Source organism: Flagellimonas sp. 2504JD4-2, from assembly GCF_053642935.1.
In genome coordinates this window covers 928884-950524 of sequence record NZ_JBSIOV010000001.1, presented here as the reverse complement: position 1 = coordinate 950524, position 21641 = coordinate 928884, and the positions used below count along the sequence as shown (strand labels likewise).

14 protein-coding genes are annotated in these 21641 nt (G+C 40.1%); 1 reads left to right on the top strand and 13 read right to left on the bottom strand.

Features of this window, described 5'->3' with window-relative positions; genetic code table 11:
• Positions 1-15: 15 nt before the first annotated feature.
• Positions 16-651 carry a CAP domain-containing protein gene (locus ACULLH_RS04320; RefSeq protein WP_454087496.1) on the top strand — a complete coding sequence of 212 codons (636 nt, stop codon included), beginning with the start codon at positions 16-18 and terminating at the stop codon, positions 649-651.
• Between the two features lie 123 nt (positions 652-774).
• On the opposite strand, the gene ACULLH_RS04315 is transcribed toward ACULLH_RS04320, so the two are convergent.
• From ACULLH_RS04315 to ACULLH_RS04255, 13 genes are all read right to left on the bottom strand, one after another.
• Positions 775-1566 (bottom strand): endonuclease/exonuclease/phosphatase family protein, encoded by a 792-nt coding sequence (locus ACULLH_RS04315; protein WP_454087495.1) that lies wholly within the window; start codon positions 1564-1566, stop codon positions 775-777.
• 42 nt (positions 1567-1608) lie between these two features.
• Positions 1609-3147: a LamG-like jellyroll fold domain-containing protein gene (locus tag ACULLH_RS04310; RefSeq protein ID WP_454087494.1), complete on the bottom strand. Its 1539-nt coding sequence runs from the start codon at positions 3145-3147 to the stop codon at positions 1609-1611.
• Between the two features lie 12 nt (positions 3148-3159).
• Entirely contained in the window at positions 3160-6303 is a 3144-nt protein-coding gene (locus ACULLH_RS04305; RefSeq protein ID WP_454087493.1) for a DUF5107 domain-containing protein, read from the bottom strand.
• A 22-nt stretch (positions 6304-6325) separates the two neighbouring features.
• The gene (locus tag ACULLH_RS04300; RefSeq protein ID WP_454087492.1) at positions 6326-7192 is read right to left on the bottom strand and encodes an endonuclease/exonuclease/phosphatase family protein; all 867 of its coding nucleotides are present in this window, start codon (positions 7190-7192) and stop codon (positions 6326-6328) included.
• A gap of 68 nt (positions 7193-7260) precedes the next feature.
• Positions 7261-10575 (bottom strand): VCBS repeat-containing protein, encoded by a 3315-nt coding sequence (locus ACULLH_RS04295; RefSeq protein WP_454087491.1) that lies wholly within the window; start codon positions 10573-10575, stop codon positions 7261-7263.
• Positions 10576-10708: 133 nt separating this feature from the next.
• Positions 10709-12277, bottom strand: a complete 1569-nt coding sequence (locus ACULLH_RS04290) for a SusD/RagB family nutrient-binding outer membrane lipoprotein (protein ID WP_454087490.1) — start codon at positions 12275-12277, stop codon at positions 10709-10711.
• A 33-nt stretch (positions 12278-12310) separates the two neighbouring features.
• Complete coding sequence (locus tag ACULLH_RS04285) at positions 12311-15574, bottom strand: SusC/RagA family TonB-linked outer membrane protein (protein ID WP_454087489.1); 3264 nt, start codon at positions 15572-15574, stop codon at positions 12311-12313.
• Positions 15575-15821: 247 nt separating this feature from the next.
• Positions 15822-16874: a FecR family protein gene (locus tag ACULLH_RS04280; protein WP_454087488.1), complete on the bottom strand. Its 1053-nt coding sequence runs from the start codon at positions 16872-16874 to the stop codon at positions 15822-15824.
• A 279-nt stretch (positions 16875-17153) separates the two neighbouring features.
• Positions 17154-17792: an RNA polymerase sigma factor gene (locus tag ACULLH_RS04275; RefSeq protein ID WP_454087487.1), complete on the bottom strand. Its 639-nt coding sequence runs from the start codon at positions 17790-17792 to the stop codon at positions 17154-17156.
• 248 nt (positions 17793-18040) lie between these two features.
• Positions 18041-18418: a hypothetical protein gene (locus ACULLH_RS04270; RefSeq protein WP_454087486.1), complete on the bottom strand. Its 378-nt coding sequence runs from the start codon at positions 18416-18418 to the stop codon at positions 18041-18043.
• 196 nt (positions 18419-18614) lie between these two features.
• Entirely contained in the window at positions 18615-19610 is a 996-nt protein-coding gene (locus tag ACULLH_RS04265) for a dienelactone hydrolase family protein (protein ID WP_454087485.1), read from the bottom strand.
• 27 nt (positions 19611-19637) lie between these two features.
• Complete coding sequence (locus ACULLH_RS04260; RefSeq protein WP_454087953.1) at positions 19638-20585, bottom strand: PorP/SprF family type IX secretion system membrane protein; 948 nt, start codon at positions 20583-20585, stop codon at positions 19638-19640.
• 9 nt (positions 20586-20594) lie between these two features.
• Positions 20595-21641: T9SS type B sorting domain-containing protein (locus ACULLH_RS04255; protein WP_454087484.1), on the bottom strand; the 1047-nt coding region annotated here is incomplete at its 5' end.

The window sequence follows — 21641 nt, the reverse complement described above, 5'->3', positions numbered from 1 at the left end:
ACTTAAAATGCTACAATGAAAAAATTGCTGTCCCATATCGGCATTCTTACTCCGCTTATTTTCGTTTTCTTTATTTTTTTCAATCTGGCTTGTTCAAAATCCGATGAAGAACTGCATAGTCCCTTAATTGACCTTGGAATGGATGATGACGAGGTTGAGTCCAGGCTCACCACCTCACTGGTCGGGGAATCTCCTGACGGCGATGGAAATCCTGAAAACCTTTGTGCAGACGGAGAGATGCAACTGATGTCCGATGATCCCTATTGCGGATATGTCGATGTTGGTGAATACGCGGTGAATCAAATTAATGAATACAGGGCCAAGCATGGATTACCTCCTTATGTCAGGGCCATCGAATATGAATTATGTGCGGCTCGTGAAGCTAGATTAGCTGCGCAAAACGACACTTTTCATTGGAGCGATGGTTGTGGCTGGCAATCGCAAGGTGCCGCAGGAGGAGGAAGAGGTGGCGATGATTCTGAAGGCACCGTGGAAAAATCAGTCTGGTGGGTTCCCAAACTTTTTTACCAAGAAGGTCCTGAAGGCGGACATTACCATGCCATGATGGAGAAAAGAAGTCGACGTGTTGCCATAGGTTATTTTGCCATTGACCGAGACAGACATGGCATCGTTGTCAATTACTACGATTAATCAGTCTAATACTAAAAATAGTATCTGATCCAGATAACAAAACCCTCCCAAAATTGAGAGGGTTTTTCATTTTTAGATTGTATTAATTTGATTCCATTAAAAAAGCTCTTCGCTTATTTAGTTCTAATCCAAGAGCTCTAAAGTCACCAAATAAGCGCAATGATCAGAGGCATAGGTGTCCGCAATAATCTTTTTGTCCAGCACCTTCCACCTATTTTTCGGATAGAACATGACATAGTCAATTTTAACGCGTGGATTATCTGAAGGAAAGGTGGGTTCGGGATTTTCTTTATTGTAAGTCCCTTGCCATACCTCTTCCAAGGTGTTGATCGGGGCACTGCCAGGTTTCGCATTTAGGTCCCCGACCAAAATTGTTGGGTATTTGTTCGAGGCAAAAACCTCATTTATTTTTTTTGCCTGTATTTCTCGTCCCTCGTTGGTCTCATGGGCGAAATGTGTTCCCACGAATGCTATGGTATCTTTTGAAGGCAGTTCCGCCACAACCTCAATCGCTGCCCTTGGCTCTTGTCCGTCCAAATAGGGTAAGGCCACATTTCTTGTGCTCAAAAAAGAATATTTTGACAATACTCCTTCACCATATTCTCCGCCATCGTAATACATAGCACGTGCAAAAATCGGAGCCATTTTGGTCCTCCATCCAAGTTCGGTGACCAAATCATATTTTTTGGATCGATTCACCTTATAATCCACTTCCTGCATGGCCACAAAATCGGGGTTTGCGTCTTTGATAAGTTTAGCCAAGACATCCAAATTAAAATCTCCTTTGGTGGTCCTCCCTCCCAAGATATTGAATGATAATACTGTAACCACTTTTTTGCTTTCTTTTTCTTTTTGAGCAGAAATCGGTGAAAAAACAAGTATTAGGAGTAGACCGATTAATATTTTTGACTTCATTGTTTTCATCTGTTTTTGATTGGTTTATTTAATTAGGTGATTTTAATTCAATTTGAATTTGGCAGTAATTCCCAAATGATCGGAGGGATAGCCTGAATGCTTGAATTTTCCTTTAAAATCTTTAACAAGTGCTCCGGCTTCCATTAATTTCAATTTGGCTCCTTTATAGTAGATATAATCGATTCTATTTTTACCACTGGGAGCTGTGAGACAAGGGTATTCTTCTACATCTGGGTACAATTCTCGATAGGCATCGCTAAATCCTTCATTCGTCATAAGCTTACTATGACCGGATTTGCCGATGCCATCATCCAAATGCGAGACAGAATTGAAATCCCCGGCCCAAACTATCGGTATACTATCCGTATTTTTGACCAACGATTCCCAACCTTTTAAGGCTCCTTCCAAATCTTCAGGTTTGTTTGCATTGTACCAATTGGAAAACACCAGTACACTTTTGTTTTCCGACAATCTAATTTTGGCTCCTCCATTGTTAAAAGCATAATTTTTACCATAATTGGAAGCTTCCTCAATCATATAGACCTCTTCAATGGGGAATCTGCTCATTACGGACAAATTAGCTCCCCAAACTGCGCCAATTGCGCTGGAAGCCTCATAGTAGTAAAAACCCAAACTGCTGGAAATTCTAGATCCAGCCCCATACGTTTCCTGCATCAAAACAATATCTGCCCCGGACTGCCTGATCAACTCGATAATCCGTTCCACACCATCAAAACCATCGCGATCTTTTAAAAAATGTGTTCCGCCATGCCATATATTCCAATTTAACACGGTCAGAACTTCATTTTGTATTTCTGGTTCTTGTATCATCTCTCTATGATCAGTAAACAACTTTTGAACCTGATCGTGTGATAGTGCTTTTTTCCAAACCTGGACCTCATCCACAATTCCGGGAAAAGATGCATGCGAATTTCCATTACTCCCAATGTGCAACACATTGGGACTTGCAAAATCCTTGTCGGCCAAATCTCCCAAGCTCAATGTTGCCCTATTGACTCCATCATAAAATAAGCGAGCTTCTTTACGGCCAGCTTTATATGAAAAGACAATTTGATGCCATTTGCCATCAGCCACTGGTTGGTCTATAACCAATGGCTCGTAATTATAATGTGATTTTCCATTACCAATGTTCCATCCCCAGCTCCCATTGCAGCTAAAAAAAGTAAAGCCCTTGTGGATCCTTCTCTTGCCATAGATCCCCATATCGTCCTTCCTGAAATCGGCATTGGAAAGAATAATCGTGGTGTCTTTTGATTTAACCTCGGATTTGACCCAGATTGCCACGGAAAAGTCTTTTTGATCAGTAAACCATTCCCTTCCCAACCCGGTCAACGCTGGAATAGCTTCGGAATCAAGCAAATCCAATCCTTGCCCTTCAATCCCGCTATCGTATTTCTGATTTTTGTAGGACTTCCCCAACCCAGAAAAAGTGTTTTGGTCAAAATCCAGGTTCAACAATACATCCTCATTCTTTTGAGCATAAACCGAATTGGGCACGAATTGTAGTGATCCAACTAAAATCAAAAGGAATACATAAACCAGATAGTTGCTGTTTTTCATTATAAAACAAAATCAATTCAAACTATAACTCAAAATTTCCATCAATCTCTGATCAATGTTTTTCGATTCAGCTATGGATTCCGCCTTCTTTACATCTTTGCCGTACAATGCCAATATCAATTCCGCATTCGAGTTTTCACCTGACATTTTCTTGAGTTTGGAAAGCAATGCTTCTTTATCACCATTCCTTCTTAGCTTATCAAGTGCCAACAGTTTAAAAAGGGTGTTGGTGCTTGCGACATTACCGCCTTTATAATTGGATACCTGCTCAAAATGCGCACTTGCCTCGGTTTGTTTCCCAAGCTTTTCATTGCATAGTGCCAACAAATAATTTGGTAGTCGGTCATCAGGATTATAAGGAGTACCAACTCCTAAATTTTCTGGCCAATTTTTTGATGCCTCAAGTAAATCCGTCGCTTTGGCAAACTGATTTTTATCCATGAGCTGCTTGGCCAGATAAATATGCGCAGCGTTGTAGATATTTTTACTTTCCGAAGCATGTTCAAATGGAAGAATGTTCAACCCTCCAAGAACAGAAATCGCCCTTGAATAGTCGCCGGTGGCAACCAAAGCCTTCGCATGGCTAAGTCCCACGTTGTAGTTGTTAGGAAACTTTCTAACTGCTCTTTTCCCAAAAGCTGCCGCATCTTTATTCTTATCGTTTTCTAGATAAAAAAGCATAAGATCATCCCAATTTTTCCAGTAATCTTTGTTTAAATCGAAAGCCTTCGTATAATCTGCCAATTTGCTTTCATAAGAAGTATTGTCCAAAGTTTGGGCTCTAAATTTGTAAAAGGTATCGTTATTTGGGGCTTCTCCGCACTGCTCTAAAAGAGTATTGGCCTCATCTTTTAAGCCAACCGCCAAATAGTTTTGGGCCAAGTAATATTTGAACTTCCAGTCATTATTGGTGCCAACCGCCCATTTCAGAACCGGTATCATTTCCCGACGATAGGGAAATACAAAATTGGGAGATTCGTTTGCCACATCTTGAATCAAAGCTCCACTCTTATCTCCATTTTTATGTTGAAGCAAATACGCCAAGAGTAGTTTAGACTTGCTGTCGGCCGAGTTTAATTCCAACAATTCCCTAGCGGTCCTATCCTGTCCTAAATTGAGATAATCCAAGGCCAGTTCCAATATCGTCTCAGCTCCAAATTCATTATGAACACTTTTCAAAATCGAGCCTACCTCCTGACCTTCAAATTGTATTTTCTCTAAGGTCGCAAAATGGTGTATTGGACTGATTTTACCCATTTTGTTCAGTTGCTTGGTAAATGCTTCCTTGTTATTGGATTTTCGAAAGGCTACCAGCAAGACTTGTCTTGCATTCAGGTTATATTGATTAAAAGCCAAGGCTTTTTTGGCATAGGTCACCGCCTTTTTCACCTTATCCCCATGCAAATAAATCTCGGCCATCTGCGCGTAGGCGACAGACCGATATTGCACAGAACGCGCAGCCCAGCCTAATGATTCCAATGCGTTGAGCGCATCATCTTGAGCCCAATATGAGATTCCCGCCACATAATTTGCTCCGGGGTTATACGTGTCGAGTTGTAAAAGCGTATTGGTATGTTCCAAAGCTTTGTCATATCGTGTTTTTCGATATTCCGCCTCGGCCAAGAGTAACAATGCCCTAGGATGGGAGGAATCCAAAGTCAGCAACTCAGCTAGCTTTTCATTTGCAAGATCATATTCGCGATATTTCATTGCTTCGGAAGCTTGATGAAACAATTTTTCGACTTCGGATACCTTGATTTCCGGATTATGTTCAAAGTTTCTTTTGAGCAATGTCTTGTTCACTGATGTATATGCGAGCTTATCTCCTCCCAAATAAACTTGTAGGGTATCCGCATCCTTGCAAGGGAAGGTTTTCTCAAAAACCTGCATGGGTTTCATTTCAAGATTTTCCAAAGACACCTCTTCTCCATTAATAAAAATCTGTAGCGGCTGATCAAATGCCTGAAGCGCATTAATTCCCAATTTTGCATTAGCTCCATTCCGCTCGACGTTCAACACTCCATATTCAGATGCTGCTTCCATTCCGCCAATCTGCTTGATAGGGAACCACAGTTCTTGCCATGAATCCATAACATAAGGGTCAAAATTGACCTGTGAAACCGGGTTTTCCGCCCCTGGAAAATATTGATTGAACAATCTTCCAGCTTGAAATTCGATATACTGCCCATCAGTATCTGTGAGCAGGTCTTCCCATATGCCTCCTGACCTTGAGAGTGCCCATAGCCAAAGCTTTTGTCCCGGCATTTCCTCATAGGGAGACAAGTGCCCAAATCCCACATTGCTGTTATGGTAATATCCTCCAAAGTAGTTTTTGTAATCTCCCACGATATGGTAGGACTTTGAAGGTCCGAAGTTATTGTTCTTATACATGGACAAATCTCTTCCCTTATCATCAATAGGCCATTTTTGCCATGTTCCATTATGTTCCAAATAGCCATTTCCAGGGATGAAGAATTCCAGGTCATCGGTGGCCGGCGCCGCTCCTGTCATCCAATTGTAATAGGATTGATTTAGTGGAGTTCCGTTGTACCAAGAAGCATTGGTTTCGAAATAGGCTTTATCTCCTTCAAGTCGCACCTCTACTTGCCAATAGGTTCTAGAGGGTAAATCGAGATTACCTACAATACAACTCACACTGCCATCATCATTCGTCTTTGTTGCATAGTCCACAGGCGTAGCTGTAGAAGGATGGTGCCCTATTATTCCGAAATTGAATTCTATCCCGCCCGAGGTCCAAGGCCCTCTCATAGCTATGTTCCGAAATTTGACCACTTCGTTCCTGTACAAAAATTCATTGCCCGTACTCTTCTCAATAGCACCCCAAACCTTGCCTCCAATTTCAGGAAGCACAAAGACTTCGATATAATCGTTCTCCAATTTTACCACCTTCCATCCCTTTTTTTGGGAGGTATGGGAATAACCTTCAAACTTAAAGTAGGGGAATATCTTTGGGTTTTCCGTAAGAATCGGAACAGGATTAGGAGTTCCGAAACCATAGGTGTCCAATTGTCGGATTTCTTCAGTAATGGTCGCCGATTGGGATAATAACAAGCTTGGCAAGAAAAGAAGTATTGCCAGTACAGCCTGTGTTTTTGAAATTAACAGGTCTGTGGCCTGTTCTAATTGCGTTCTCATTTAATAGTTGGTTTATAAATTGTCATTTTTTTGAAATCAATTCCAAGCTCATCAGCAGTGGTAGGTGATCGGAAGCTACAGGTTCCTGTAGTGCTTCCACCTCGACAACCTTCCATCTGTTTTTTGGTCTTGGAAGAACATAATCGATCTGTTTTCTTGGATTTTTTGAAGGAACGGTGAACAATTCCTCATTTAAATTTTCATAAGCCCATCCTTTTTCTGCTAGGAGTTGCATAGGCACAGAGCCGGGTGTTACATTCAGATCACCTGTAAGAATAGCGAGGGAAACATTTTCTGAAAAAAAAGCCCGTTCTATAACCTCAACGCTTGCTTTTCTTGCTTCTTTGGAACCAATGGTCTCCAAATAGTCGAAATGGGTGTTGACAAACCTAATTTTATCATCTTGCCCGGTTAGTCTTGATATGTCAATATCAACGCACATAGCTTCATATCTACTACTGCTAGCACTTGGAATGGAAACATTGCCGATATTTTCTATCGGATATTTGGATAGGATGGCATCGCCATAAAACAATTGTGATTTTGGAACCGGAATGCCCAATAGGCGATATAGGTTTGGTGCTTCTTTTTCTGTTGATGCTCCAAAGATACCTTCCATATCTGTTAAGCGGGCGAGTTCAGCCACCATGATGGAATCACTTACTTCCTGCAACCCAACAATATCTGGATCTAGCTTGTTGATCACGCTCGCTATTCGTTGAAGGTTTTTTTCTGAATCAGTACCAACACCATAATGAATGTTATAACTGAGGACCTTTATAAGGTGTTTTTCTCCTTTTGCTTTTTGGGCACAGGAGGAGATAAAAGCGCTCATCAAAACCAGGACAAGCATAAGCTTCCTGTATTTTTCCTTTAAAATAGAATCCATTACATCAACTGTTTTTGTGTACAGAAAGAATTTCTTGGTTTATTTAAGAGCTGTTAGGTAGTAGCTTATCATTTATCCCAAGTATAAACCTCAACGGGGCCATTGTTCTTGACAAACACGACTATTTTTTTATCGTTGGCCAAATTCAAAAGTGCTATATCCCGGACCTCTCCATCAATATTCAATCCGTTTTCAGCAACGTCAGTTCCCGCGAAGTTTCCTTTACCATCACCTAAAAGTAATGTCCCTTTGCTGGCATCGTATCTACCGTATTTTACCCGTGTACCAAAAAAGTTGCCTCCTAAAAGGATGTCTTTATGGCCATCCCCGTTGAAATCTTTGGAAAGCATTCCGTATACCGGAGATAGTTGCGCCTCTTTGGGCAATGCCTTAAAAGCAAATTGATCATTTCCTAAATTTTCCAAATAGCCACTGCTGAAATTTTTTGCTTGCAGTATTTGGCTGTCTTCCAATTCTTGAGGGGAAAAAACATCGGTAATCCTTTCATTGGCATAGTCTTCATAGCTTACATATTTGTTTTTTAAGCCATTCAATTGTTCCACCAGGTCATCTTTGGAGAAAACTGGAAATTCTTCTCCCATAATGTATGAGCATAGTACGGGATCTAAGGAACCATTGCCATCAAAATCTTTTACATACAAAGAAACAGGTTCGGAAATTGAAGCTTTAAGCTGTGAGTTCAAGCCAAAGTTGCCGAGGGCGAAATCCACATCTCCATCGTTGTCAAAATCATCAGCAATTATCTTGTTCCATAGTCCTTCTGAGTCTTTTAGCCCTTCAGTTTCGGTAATCTCGTTTAGTTTAGTGCCATTATTTACAAACATCCTAATGGGCATCCATTCGCCTACAACAACAAGGTCTAGTTGGTCATCTGCATTAAAGTCTACCCAAACAGCATCGGTAACCAATCCGGGGAATTCCAATGCTGGATTTGCTTCACCTGTCCCATCTTCAAAATTGCCGTGGCCATCGTTGATCAACACATAACTTCTGGGTGAGGTTGGATATTCACCCGGAACAATCCTTCCGCCAACAAACAAATCCAAATCACCATCGTTATCATAATCCCCTGAGCTTATACATGAACCACTTGTGAGCATTTCGGGCAGGGCATCGGCTTTTTTTGTGAAATCACCTCTCCCATTGTTGATGTACAACCTGTCTTGAAGCTCAATATCATTTTTATCAAAGGCATTCCCTCCACTTACCACATAAAGGTCAAGGTCACCATCGCTATCCGCATCAAAAAAATGCGCTCCAATGTCCTCTGATTTGATATCCGCAGACAGGAATCCATTATTCTGGGCTATAAAACTTCCATTGTTATCTTGATGAAACAATTGCCCCGAACTTCCTTTGGCCCCTCCAATAAACAGGTCTTCCAAACCATCGCCATTCACATCTCCTTTGGCTACTTTAGGCCCTTGTGTTGACAATTGATGTGGCAACAAACGTTCTCTTTTGAAATCGTTGTATTCATTCTCCACATGCTGATAGGTTATTAGGCTATCAACAGTTGAATTGATAAAATGGCCTGAATGCTCACTGATTTTACTTTTAAGAATTGTTATCGCTTCGCTGTTTGAAAGTACATGGGTCGAATTTGCCTGAACGTCCTGCAATTCTTGAACCTTCCCATCGGGCCAATTGATCTTCAATTTTTGAACAACACTATCCTTTCCCAATCCAAAAATGAGATTGTACGGCATTGAGGATTGGTACCCTCTACTTGGCATCATTTCCTGGACAATTGTTTTTCCATTATGCTCCACCACGATTTTTGCACCAATGCCAAATTTGTTGTTCTTGCTTCCCTTTAGTTTTACCTTTAGGTAGTTGTTGTCTTTTATAAGCTCATTGTTATTCCTATATACAAATGCCTTTTCATCTATATTGTTGACAACAAGGTCTAAATCTCCATCATTGTCCAAATCACCGTATGCCGCACCATTTGAAAGAGACTTTTGCTGCAATCCCCAGTCAGCGTTTGCTTTGTTAAACGTTAAATCCCCATTATTGTGGTACATGTAATTCTCAACAACAGCCGACGGCATGTTCTCCAATAGTTCCGATATAGCTGTACGTTGACCTGTTTTGTTCTCATTCAACTTTTCCTGGACAGCATAGTTGATGAAGTCCATATTGGTATAGTCTCGTTTATAACCATTGGTAATGTAGACATCTTTGAATCCATCGTTGTCAAAATCTGCAATCAACGAGGCCCAACTCCAGTCCGTATTTGAAATGCCGGAAAACTGTCCAATTTCGGAGAACGAATTCCCTTGATTGTTCAATTGCATCATATTCCGCATGGTTTGATGGTAAAAACCGGATTTCTCCAAAAGACTATGCTTTTCATAGTTGTCAGGTCCAGATACCATTTTCTGACGGTAGTTATCCTCCGGCAACATATCCAAAGTGATGATATCCGTATAGCCATCGTTATTGACATCGGCAATATCACTTCCCATGGAAAACAGGGAAGTATGCCCTAAATAGTTTTCCAAACTTTCCGTGAATGTTCCGTCTTGATTGTTTAGATAGAGGTAGTCTTGTTCATTGTAATCATTTGATACGTACATATCCAACCATCCATCATTGTTCAAATCCGAAACAGAGATTCCCAAACCAAAACCCAATACATTGGAGACAAGTCCGGCCTCTTCGCTTACATCTTTGAAGTGGCCACCTTCATTTTTGTAGAGCTTGTCGGAATACGCACTGTTCTTGCGATTTTTTAATTTATAGGTAATTCGGTCAAAGCCTGCATACTCTTGAGTAGAATGATTCAATACATAGAGGTCTAAATCTCCGTCGTTATCATAATCAAAAAAGGAAGCTTGTGTTGTATAACCAGAATCATCTATACCAAATTCTTTGGCTTTTTCGGTAAAAGTAAGGTCTCCGTTGTTTATGAATAATAGGTTTTTTCTTTTGCTCGGGTCTTTAGCAGCTGATCGGCAAACATAGATATCCAATAGTCCATCGGCATTTACATCGGCCATTGCCGTACCTGTATTCCATAACCCTTCTGCAAATACTCCGGCCTTCTTTGCTATTTCCTTAAACTTAAAGTTTCCCTGGTTTAGATACAGATGGCTTCCCACCATATTCCCTGTAAAGTAAATATCCAATAGGTCATCATTATTGATGTCGCCTATTGCAACACCTCCCCCATTATAGAGGTAACCGTACTCCAAAACATTGAATTGCTCCGTTTCTTGAAGCCTATTGACAAAGTCAACTCCAGTTGTCCTGGACTCCAATTGCGTGAACATTGTTTCGGGCTGGGTCTCCTTACATGACAGCAAAGAAATCAACAACAGGAACAGTGTAAACTCTTTAAAAAGGGAATTTCTCATATCGATAAATAGGGTAATAAAATTCTTATCCAACTATTGAAACTATGTTGGAAAAAGACAGCACAAGAGAAAAAAAATACCAATGCTAAAAATCACATTGGTATTTTCACTACTTAAACCTAACTCAAACTAATTATTTTTTATCCCACCATACTTTGGTGCTGTTTCTGTCACCACCTGACATTTCAGGAAGCGCTATTGCAGCATTTACGGCATCGCCATTGGTGTCAAATTCACTTTGCACATAGACCATTCTTCTCATGATCTCATCTACCCCTACATCAGGGTTTTGTGATTCAACCCTTGCGTATTGTCTAGGATAGCCTGTTCTTCTAAGTTCAGCCCAAGCTTCCCATCCGTTGGGATATATTGCAATCCATTTCTGGGTGATAATTTGTTCTAGTTGTCTTTCTGCACCACCACCTGCATCAAATGCAATTGGAATATCGGTAACAGGTACAGTACCCGCATCATAAAGAACAGGAACGTTTGCACTAGCGATGTATGCGTCGATAGCTGCCCCATCTGCCCCAGTTTTTTGGGTCATGGATGCTCTAATACCATCTTCATACAAGCTTTGTGCTGTTCCGCCCATTGACCATCCTTCCAGAGCTCCTTCAGCTCTTAGGAAAAAGATTTCCGCAGCGTTCATTAGCTCAATTGGTGGGTTTTCTCCTCCTTTGGCCACATCGATAAATTTCGTTGCCAAATCAGAGTGTCCTGCATTCTTGCTCGTTTCCAAAGAAACCCTTGTTTGACCATTCAACAGTCCTTCATAAGGAATTCCATCTCCATCGGAATCTCCATCAACTGCTGGTGCGAAGTACTCTGCCATTCGAGGATCATCATATCCTTTAAGGATACTTTCCATGGTAGCACTCATTCGGAACTCACCCCAATCGGTAATAGTTTCCAATGGGTTTCTGTTGATATCATCAACATCAACAAAAGCGTTGTCAGCATTGTCAGTAATTACTCCAGCGTTTACCGCTTTTTCAGCTTCAGCTTGCGCTCTGGCTGGATCAGCGTATTTGATACGAAGTGCCAAACGTAAACGAAGGCTATTGGCAAATCTTAACCATTGGGCTCCATCACCACCATAAATTCTATCACTTCCTGCATAGGATGAACCTCCACCTGATAATTGTGCCACTGCCTCATCCAAGGTAGTGAAGAAATTATCATACATGGATTCCTGGGAATCATAGGGCACGGAAAGTTCTCCGTTACCGAAAGCCGAATAAGGAACAGGTCCCCAATAATCGGTAATTCTATGATAGGAATGGACTCTCCAAATTTTGGCCATGGCATTACCCACATCATTGCCGTTTGCCGCGGATAAGTCCTCTATCAACCTGATCTGCGGAGCGGCCTGTCCGTAAAAGGATCCCCAAGCCAAATCAGCCCAACGACCTACCTGAACATAACGGTCAGAATCGAATCCAGATGCTGTGGTAGCAAAGTACTGGCACCAAATGTCCGAAAACAAGTTCTGCGAAATCTGGAAGCGCCAGTGCAAACCATTTACGGCTACATATTGGGCCTGGGCGAAAGCTTGGCCCTGTAGAACCTGACTCTCTTCCAATGCACCAATATCCAAAGCCAAGGGGTTTGTGTTGATTTCAGTGAAGTCGCTGGTACAGCCCGTGAGCATTGCGCCCAGCAAGCTTAAATAACTAATCTTTTTAATGAATCTTTTCATGTCTTTTTCTTTTAAATTTACAACTTTTTTGATTTAGAATCCTACTTTTAGGTTAAGACCTATACTTCTTGTAGCAGGAGGTGCAAATGAACTGAATCCATCAACAGCGGTACCTGTACCAGTAGTTACTTCAGGGTCTACAGTCGCATTGTTTGAAAAGAAAAACAAGTTTCTTCCAACTAAAGAGATCTTAGCTGACTTAATCGGGGTTTTGTCTAACAACGATTGTGGAAATCTATATCCAAAAGTCATCTCACGCATTCTAATGTTAGATGCATCTTCAGCAAATGCTTCACCAGCCGGTGAGTTACGTCCTCCAATTTGTCCCCAAAATGCTTCCGCGGTTACGGAAGTTGTATTTGGTGTACCGTCTGTGTTGACCACCTCTAGATTTGGGAATATGTTCTGACCGAATACCAAGGAACCATCTCTTCCCTGAAGCGTTCTTGTAAGAGCTCCATCGGAAGCCAAAATTGCGTTGGTAAAGGTACCTACTGTACCACCTTGACGTATATCGATCAAGAAACTAAAACTAAAGTTCTTATAGTCGAAGTTATTTAAAATACCACCCAACCAATCTGGGTTGAAGTTACCAATAAGGACATCTTGACCTACAGTAACCTGTGGTAAACCATCTGGAGTCACCAACACTCTACCCTGTGCATCTCGCTCAAAACCTCTAGAGTATACATTACCCCACTCGTCTCCAACGTTCAACTCAAATCTTCTGAAGAAATCACCTCCAAAACTCAAAGTTTCAAGACCTTCGGCTAGCTCGATAACTTCACTATCATTTTTGGTAAAGTTAGCTGTGATGTTCCAGTTGAAATCTGCTGTACGAATTGGATTGGCAGTTACAATAATTTCCACACCCTTGTTTTGGATATCCGCTCCGTTGATAAAACGAGTCGCAACACCAGAACCTTGAGGTACCTGCTGACCAAACAATTGATCCTCACTATTTGACTTATAATAGTTGAAATCAATTCCTAAACGGCTATCCAAGAAACGGGCATCAAAACCAAACTCAATTGAGCGTGTACGCTCTGGTTTTAAATCCGGATTAGGCAAAACAGTTCCCAACTGAATGAAACCACCTGGCTGCAAGCTTGCTATTCTTGTTAAACTAAACGGAGCCGTATCGTTACCTACCTCAGCATAGTTGGCTTTCAATTTCAAGAAAGAAAATGCTTCTGGTAAATCCACCAAATCAGAGAGAACTGCACTTACACCGGCAGAGTAGTAGTCAAATCTATTATTATCTTCCGGCAATGTAGAACTCCAATCACTCCTGTAGGTCAAATCCAAGAAAATGGCATCTTTATAAGAACCTTGGCCAAAACCATATAGTGAATTTACTTCTCTACGGTTTAATGTTTGACTTGCAGTTAAGTTCATGGCATTGCTTATGGCAAATATGTTAGCTGCATTGAGTCCGCCATTGCTTGTTGATACTGATTTGGCATTAGCTTGTCTGTTGTTACCACCAATGCTCGCATTAAAGGCCCAATCATCGTTGATTTGCTTGTTGTAGCTCAAAAGGAAATCCGTATTCCATTCCAATGAGTTGGAATTATTGGTTTGATATTGACCATTGTCAGCAATAATATAAGAATCATTAAAATCTCTATCTTCCCTAGAACCACTGCTTTGATCGATAGCGGTCCTCACCAATAAATCCAAATTATCGTTAAAATGATAGGTCAATGACAAATATCCCAAAACTCTATTGGTAATAATCTCATTAAGGTTTCTGTTTATGGTCCAATATGGATTCGCACCACCATTATTTCCTGGATCCCAATAATTCTGTCTGGTATTACCATTGGCATCAACATATTCGAAAACCTCGATATCTTGTGTACGAATGTTACGAGGCAATCTATAGGCATGTCGTAATGGGTTAGCAAATGATTCACCCGTATCCAATTGATTGTCGATGTTGGTCCGGATATAGTTGATTCTTGCACTTAAATCCAACTTACCTTCAATAATTTCATTATCAATCTTAAAGTTGGCATTGTGTCTTTGCAACTCATTTCCACTAACAATACCCTTTCTATCGTCAAAGGTATATCCAAAAAAGGTCTGTACCCTTTCATTTCCTGAACGGACAGAAATGTTATACGCTTGGCTAAAGCCCGTCTCAAAGAAATCTTTAACATTATCAGATTGAGCATTAAATGGCAATTGCCCTGTGATATCTGGACTTGGAGACCAGTTAGCTACAGAACCCCCTCCAAGAGCAGGACCAAAAGAAAGCAATGAAGCAGGGTTATATGTCCCCCCACTACCCTGACCAAATTGGTTTTGATAATCGAACAAAATATTTGCAGTCTCAGCTGTAGTTGTCGCACTGAAGTCTATTGAAAAGCCACCTGCCGTTCCCGACTTAGTTGTAATTATAATGGCACCATTATTCGCTCGGGCTCCATAGATCGCAGCAGCATTCGCTCCTTTAAGCACGTTGATAGAAGCTACATCGTCAGGGCTAATATCTGCAATATCACCACCTAACGGCACACCGTCTACAACATATAACGGTTGACTACTACCAGCAATGGAACGGTTACCCCTCAATACAACTTTGGAAGCTCCACTAACGCCGTTACCTGATGTTTGTATGGAAAGTCCAGCAACTCTACCCGATAAACTATTCACCAAGTTTTGCTGTGGTCTTGCTTCATCAATACCATCTGTCTCAACGGATTGTGTGGCATAGGTCAGGGATTTTTTCTCTCGCTTAATACCCAAAGCGGTTACCACAACCTCATCCAATTGGCTCGCATCTTCTTGTAAAATAATGTTGATCGTATTAGATGCTCCAACGGTCACACTTTGCGTCAACATTCCCAAATAGGAGAATACCAATACTGAGCCTTCAGATACTTCGATGGTATAGTTTCCATCAAAATCTGTCTGCGTACCGTTCGTAGTACCTTGTTCCAAAATACTTACGCCAGGCAGTGGTCCCCCATCGGAGGCAGCGGTTACGGTTCCGGTCACTGTTTTTTGTACGGCTTCCTTTTCTATAATTGCAGGAGACTCTTTTTCAGGTCTAGGAGAAACAGCAATTGTGCTATTAATCCTTCTAAAACTAAGTGAAGCTTCTTTGCTTATTTGTTCCAATAGATCATATACGGAATGTGACCCGGTGGCAATACTAAATTTTGTTCTTCTGTTCACATCTTTCTCATCATAATTGAATTTGAAAGCGGATTGGTTCTCGATTTCTTCAAAGACATCCAACACTTTTACTTGGCGGACGGAATTCCACTCAAGGTAGATGTCTTTCATGCTTTGCGTATACCCTTCGTTAGCCATTGCGAAATAGCAGAATATTACTTGCAAAATAAATATCCTAGAGAGCATAGCGATTGTTTTAGATAGTTTAAATTTCATACTTTTACATCGGTTTAGTTGATATACATTAATTGAACTTTTGATGATAAGTTTGTCTCCATCGAAAGTGCCATTTTCTTTGGAGCAAACTTATTTTTTACGGGTAGCTTTTCATTCTCATAAGTTTAAGTGTTAGTAGTTTTTATTTAAAAGTTATAGTTACTGCTCTTTCATTTTCTTCATCGATTTCAAAAGAGAATTGTTCCACGAATGCTATTCTGGCCAAAACACTTTCCAAGCTTTCACTGGGGAACTCACCTGTATAGGTTATGGGCCTGTTCAAGTTTTGGACGGTGATATCCACATCGTACCAGTTTTCCAAGGCTTCCACAATTTCATCAAAACCTGCCGCTTTAAACACCAAAATCCTTTTGGTCCACTTGTAAAAGTCCATATCGTCATATGCGGATATATCCAATTTCCCATCTAAGGCATCAAATACCGCCTTACCACCTCTATTGTTAATGATCTCGACATTATCATCTTCCGAAACGGATGCCACAGAGATTTTTCCGGTCACCAATCCAACTTCAACTTTTTTGCCTTTGTGGGCCTTTATATTGAATGATGTTCCAAGTGCCTTGGTCACCAAACCATTAGAATTTACAAGGAAAGGTTTGGCAGGGTCTTTTTTGACTTCAAAAAATGCCTCACCATCTAAAAAGACTTCTCTTTCGCCATTAAATTGGGAAGCATAAGACACCCTACTGTTGTTATTTAAAAAGACAGTTGATCCGTCCGGTAAAGTAATTCTTGATTTTTGGCCCTTAAAGTTCTCTTTCACGATATACCTAACAGAACTAAAAACAGGTTCCAATTTGGCCGAGGTAGAGGTACTATGTCCGATGGATAATGCAATCAACAATAATGCGCATGCCGCAGCTTGAACCGCAATGGAATACCATCCCAACTTTTTAACCCCTGGTATTGGCTTTCTTTTTCCTAAAATAGACTTTAGTAATTCTCCTTGATCCTTATCATCGACTTCACTTCCAGAATGAAACTTCAGTGAGAGTATTATTTCCTTTGCGGCAAAAACGGTATTTCTTTTGGATGGATTGGCCGCCAACCATTTCTTCCAAAAAAAGTGGGAAGCGGGGTTGGGCTTCAAAACCCAGTTTCTAAACTCTGGGTCTGCCAGAAAATCTTCCAATTCATATTCATGATAATCCATACGTTGGCCTCTCTTATACATAAGACGTTAAAAATTGTTAAATGACATCAAAATAAATTGCTTTTCTTCCAAAAAAATAAAACCACTATTGATGTATCTGTTATAATTGCTGCAAAAATCGGAATAATCAATAATTCATTGAAACACTTTCTTTTCCTTTTTTGCCTTACACTTTTCATTCAGCATAACCCACCAAAGCATAACAATGCGCAGATAGTTTTGCGCTGTTTACATTCAGCCGTTAAGTCCAAAAAAGGTGTAGATAGTTTACATGTAAAGGTTAGAGGAAATATGTATCTGCTATTTTTCGGATACTTGCGCCTTCTTTTTTAACTCTGTAAGTGATCTATAGATCAAATTTCTTGCGGCACGCACACTTGAGAAACCCATGACATCTTTAATTTGAGCGTACGAAAGTCCATTGTAATAGAAGTAATAAATGGCCTCCCTTTGCCTTCTAGTCAATTTGTTCAAGGATTCTTGCATCAATTGTATTTGATCTTGCCGAAATTGTCTGCTAATTAGCACACTTTCGTGGGAAGGAGTCAAAAGAAACCCAAATGAGTTCGAAGAATAATTTAGCCTCAAATTCTTCTTTTGTTTCTTTTGCTCGGTAATAATTTTGTTACGGTAACATTTTATAAGAAACGCCTTTACCGAAATCACTTTATGCAATTTATGTCGTTTCTTTCGAATATTGATAAAAGTTTCTTGAAGGGTATCTTTCAACAGATCCTGATCGCCAGAAAATTGACGGCCAAGATTGTATAGCATCTGAAAATAGTGATTATAAATTTTAACAAATGCAGATTCACTGCCATCGCAAAATAGCTTCCATTCTACGGAGGGGTCGAACTCAAACGATTTCGTAACTTTTCCTAAATCACCCCTCTCGTCATCTTTATTATTATCTGATAAAAGCTCAGTAAATGATGACATTTTCTCAAAGATTAGCTTAGTTAGTTTAGCACAATATATAAAAAATATCTTGTGATCGTATTTTTATCAAATCGGAACATCTTTAGATTTTATCACTTCCACCCTTTAATTTCAAACAAAAATTACGAATAATTTAGTCAACGATAGTTGGAGAAAAATGAAGGTTTTACCCTACATAAATCCATGGTTAATGTCGTTTCTCCGATACTTTATGCTACTATGTCAATAGTCCAATTTCCATCACCTTTTCATCCTCTAACCCCTTCCAAACAATCCAATTGATCAATGACATTCTCTACGTCATAATCCACAATTTTTCGCGTGCTATAGCTTCTTTTTATTCCGTTCAAATAGGTATGTACCTCCAAGGTATAATAGCTGTCCACCTTAAATATTGGGTTATGCATCAAATCGTTATCTGCAACTTGGCTGCATTTTCCAAAAGCTCTGGCCACATAAACAATTTTACAATCCATATTTTCAGTGTTAACCCATTCAACCGTGACTTCAATTGAATCCCCTTTTTGATCCTTAAATTTATAGATGGCTCTTTTGGGTATATTCCCAATTTCGTATTCTGATTTCACAAGATCTAAAATCCATTTTTCCAAAAAATTGTTCCTCATAGTGTTTTATACATTACTCTTTTTCAGACCTTTAATAGGCCCTTATTTTTATTTTACTGTCTTGAGGGTGATTTTTGGGCTCCATCTCCTTATAGAGGTGCATCGGATGTATGGAACATGACCTTTTGGAGGATGATAGTTTAGAACAATTCAAACGGTCTCTTAATTGTTCTAATTTCTTTTGGCTTGAAATTTTTTAGTTCTCAAACCACAAATCTTGAAGCCATTTTATGGTGTTATTTCTGGCGGTAGTACTGTGTGATACATCGTCGTAGTCAAAACCGTGACCTACACCACTATATAAGATGAGTTCTATTGGGGCTCCCTTGTCCATAAGCAAATCGACCATGCAAAGTGTATTATCTGTTAAAGAGTCTTCTTCCGGAATATTGTAAAGTATTGGCGCATAAGGGAAGAATATATTTTCTTCCATAGCTTCAGAACTACACGGATGTCTTCCCCAATAGTTATGACCTACTGAACCCCCATAGTAGAAAACACCTCCAGAGAAACCAATTTCCGGTTTGCGCTGAGGAGACAAAACTCCGTCAGAAGCATCATATTCTTTCCCATTTTGACTCTGTGTCCATTCAAAATCATCTGAAATTCTATCTGTGTCAATTAATGTGGCTGCAACGGCACTTGCGCCATCTGAAAAGCCTAAAATAGCAATCTTATCTATTTCCACAACATAGCTCCCATCATCAAAGGTCAGGTTCTGAAGCATGGAAAGTGCTGCATTTGCATCCCTTGGCCTAACAAATTGTGAACTAATCCTAAAGTTATCTGGTAATTCTTCCCACTTACCAGTCTTGGTCAATATTCCCCTACCGGTATAACTATCCACAAAAGCCCCTACAATACAATTTTGAGCCAAAAGGGCTTGCCACTCCCTAAATTGTCCCGACATAGTTTCTGTACTTGGATCGTCATTGCTCCACATTCCACCTGAACCGTGCATGACAACTACAGCAGGTAAGGGCGCATTTTCACAGCCAGCTGGTATAGAAAGATAAATGGGAACTTCAAAATCATCAACGGATACGTAAACAAGGGTTTCTGTTGTCCCCTCGGGTATGGCTCCCACACTTTGTCTCGAGCCAAGATTATTATCCTCGTTACCACAGCCAAGGACTAGCAAACAAATGGCAAATAACCCTGTTAGGTGCCATCTACTTCTTCTTAAAAACATTTTCTTTTAATTTTCATTTATAATTGTTCAATATGTACAGGTGCAATTGGATATCCCCTGGAAAAGGTCTATGCCCAGCGTTACGACATGTGTTCCTGAGGAATACCCAAGTATTTGGTTCATAATAAGTTGATAAGAGTATCCAAAATAAAAGTCCCCTTTTTTCAATCCTATAATCGGAGCCACATATAGAGGATTGCCGGGCTGGTCGTTTAAAAAACGGTACGTAAATCCTGCATAGTAATAATCCAGAAAATCATACCACCTAAGCTTAATGTTCGCATCCGTAACCGAACGGCCATCGTTTTCAAAATATTGAAAGAATACTGATGGTTCCAATTCAAATTTATCCCTAGGGTGTTTGCGATATTTATAGCCTGCATATAGATAATAATTTCTAAGCGTATTGGGTTCAAAAATAGGGTTGAAATTTTCTAGGTTTTTATTCAAGATGTTCCCTGCATTCAAGCTCAAATAAAACCCTCTTTTTCGATATAAAATCCCTAAATCAAAATTCGGATTGTTCGAAGATCGATCATCCACCACTGCCTGATCATTGTTGTTTCGAAAATTTTCAATATCAATCCGAAACTGGTTCATATTGAAACTCAGTGCGAACGAAAAAAAATTGTCCTTGTACTTGTCTATAATTAGATGATGGGCAAAGGAAACTTTACCTCCTCGTTGCTTGGTCTCCCCATTTGAATCATTGTATAGAACCAATCCAATTCCTGATTTATTTCCTAACCTAACATCTGCAGATAGCGATTGGGTATCGGGAGCATTTTCTACGCCCACCCATTGGGTAAGCCCGTTCATTCGAACCTTAACATAATTACCTATTCCTGCGTATGTTGGAGACATCAAAAAAGGGTTGTCCGATAGGTATTGCGACAATTGCGGAATGGTTAATTCTTGTCCTTTTACATAGAAGACCCCAAACAATATCAATAGATACACTATTCTTTTCTTCATCATTAGTTTTTATCTGTATAGGGTAAAATTCCCCACAAATTCACGTTCACTACCATCATTAAGTTTTACGATATACCAATAGTCTCCTGAAGGCAAAGGTCTACCTTCATAAAAACCGTCCCAACCATTTCCTATGGCTCCCATTATGCGGATTTCTCTACCATAGCGATCAAATATAATGGTCTCTATATTTGGGAATCCTTCAATGTTCCTCGGACTCCAAGTATCATTCTGCCCATCATTGTTTGGGGTAAAGAAATTGGGTATTTCTATATCCAAGAATTCAAGCGAAATAGTATCAAAAACCTCGCAACCATTTCCATCCAAAACTCGTACCGTATGCAATCCGCTGTACTGGATAGAATAGGTATTCTCACCAGAACCTGGCTCGTCATTAAAGAAATAAGTATATGGAGGAGCGCCTCCTGTAACCGTAGCAGTAATTTGGTTGATTCCAGAACTGTTCAAGATTAAATTTAATGGCTCTCTATCTTCTATCTCAAAAGGGATGGACTCCATGCAACCATTCGTATGCAGAATAGATAAAAAGTGGGTTCCAACTGAAATATCGGTAAAGTCTGGATTCAATACAAAATCATTCGGATTAACGGAATTCAAAGCGTACATCACATCGGATGCAACAGAAGCATCCATTAAAACAACATCAATACCGTTGGAAAATATGCCTAGGTTGCAGCTATAAATAGGTGTAACTTCAGCACCTAGATTTATTCCATCGGCTTCTATATCAAATACTTCATTCGTTATGCAACCTTGTGCATCGATAATACTTAAGGAATAATTGTCGGAAATCAAATTACCAATAGTAAAATCATCCGTATTGAAAACCATTACTGGCATCGTATTCACTTGGACCGTATAAGGAGGAACTCCATTATTCATGGAAACATTTATGGAACCTGTACCACTGTCCAAACACAACTCGTTGTCCACGCTCACTAAAGCTGAAATTGAATTGATCGTCACATCGAAGCTGTTCTCCACATCGGGACAGGAGCCCGTGCCCGCACTGTACACATAGAGCGTCGTGCTGGT

What these genes read in the sequence shown, in the direction of transcription:
- ACULLH_RS04320 (WP_454087496.1), top strand. Translation starts at nt 16, where the DNA reads ATGAAAAAATTGCTGTCCCATATCGGCATTCTTACTCCGCTTATTTTC.
- ACULLH_RS04315 (WP_454087495.1), bottom strand. Translation starts at nt 1,566, where the DNA reads ATGAAGTCAAAAATATTAATCGGTCTACTCCTAATACTTGTTTTTTCA.
- ACULLH_RS04310 (WP_454087494.1), bottom strand. Translation starts at nt 3,147, where the DNA reads ATGAAAAACAGCAACTATCTGGTTTATGTATTCCTTTTGATTTTAGTT.
- ACULLH_RS04305 (WP_454087493.1), bottom strand. Translation starts at nt 6,303, where the DNA reads ATGAGAACGCAATTAGAACAGGCCACAGACCTGTTAATTTCAAAAACA.
- ACULLH_RS04300 (WP_454087492.1), bottom strand. Translation starts at nt 7,192, where the DNA reads ATGGATTCTATTTTAAAGGAAAAATACAGGAAGCTTATGCTTGTCCTG.
- ACULLH_RS04295 (WP_454087491.1), bottom strand. Translation starts at nt 10,575, where the DNA reads ATGAGAAATTCCCTTTTTAAAGAGTTTACACTGTTCCTGTTGTTGATT.
- ACULLH_RS04290 (WP_454087490.1), bottom strand. Translation starts at nt 12,277, where the DNA reads ATGAAAAGATTCATTAAAAAGATTAGTTATTTAAGCTTGCTGGGCGCA.
- ACULLH_RS04285 (WP_454087489.1), bottom strand. Translation starts at nt 15,574, where the DNA reads ATGAAAGACATCTACCTTGAGTGGAATTCCGTCCGCCAAGTAAAAGTG.
- ACULLH_RS04280 (WP_454087488.1), bottom strand. Translation starts at nt 16,874, where the DNA reads ATGTATAAGAGAGGCCAACGTATGGATTATCATGAATATGAATTGGAA.
- ACULLH_RS04275 (WP_454087487.1), bottom strand. Translation starts at nt 17,792, where the DNA reads ATGTCATCATTTACTGAGCTTTTATCAGATAATAATAAAGATGACGAG.
- ACULLH_RS04270 (WP_454087486.1), bottom strand. Translation starts at nt 18,418, where the DNA reads ATGAGGAACAATTTTTTGGAAAAATGGATTTTAGATCTTGTGAAATCA.
- ACULLH_RS04265 (WP_454087485.1), bottom strand. Translation starts at nt 19,610, where the DNA reads ATGTTTTTAAGAAGAAGTAGATGGCACCTAACAGGGTTATTTGCCATT.
- ACULLH_RS04260 (WP_454087953.1), bottom strand. Translation starts at nt 20,585, where the DNA reads ATGAAGAAAAGAATAGTGTATCTATTGATATTGTTTGGGGTCTTCTAT.